Genomic DNA, 648 nt, shown 5'->3' with positions numbered 1-648 from the left:
ATGGGTTCGCCCATTCGGAGACCCCCGGGTCGAAGGATGTGTGCTCCTCGCCGGGGATTATCGCAGCTTGCCGCGTCCTTCATCGGCTCCCTGTGCCAAGGCATCCGCCGTGCGCCCGTGGTATCTTGCGGGACCGCACTCGGGCCCGCGGGATATCCACGTGTCGCTAATTAAGTCAATTAATCGATATCATGAATAGCGCTCGTATGTCGCAATTCGGGTATCTCATACCGCGGCACAGTGTTGACTGTGCTCGCGATCAGATGCTCCTCACTCATTAATAAGTGAATTCTTCTTGTTTGGATCGGATGAATGATTGCTATCATTCTGTCTGATAAATCGCAGAAAAGAATCGAGTCTGGAAGAATGATCTTCCATCTCTCTCCTATCGCTATGCGGCTCTCAAGGTACGCGGGTGCGACCCCGGGGACCGGGTGCTGCGGGGAATCATCCTGGCGGACATCTACCGGACGGGCTCCTGCCCTCTATTCGAGTTAAAGTGCTTTCTCTCTAAGAATGTGTCTCCCTAGAAAGGAGGTGATCCAGCCGCACCTTCCGGTACGGCTACCTTGTTACGACTTCACCCCCCTCACCCTCCACACCTTCGGCGCCTCCCCCCTCTCGGTTGGGCCGGCGACTTCGGGTGCA

At 56.2% G+C, this 648-nt stretch carries 2 rRNA genes; both read right to left on the bottom strand.

What is annotated here, in order from left to right:
* Nucleotides 1-131 (bottom strand): 23S ribosomal RNA (locus AAAT03_RS09870); the annotation flags it as partial.
* 399 nt (nucleotides 132-530) lie between these two features.
* Nucleotides 531-648: ribosomal RNA gene (locus AAAT03_RS09865) — 16S ribosomal RNA — on the bottom strand; the annotation flags it as partial.

Origin of the sequence: Collinsella sp. CLA-AA-H167 (genome assembly GCF_040095305.1) — a bacterium.
Lineage (GTDB): Bacteria > Actinomycetota > Coriobacteriia > Coriobacteriales > Coriobacteriaceae > Collinsella.
The sequence above is the reverse complement of the archived record's forward strand: the minus strand, read 5'-3'. Positions and strand labels throughout refer to the sequence as shown.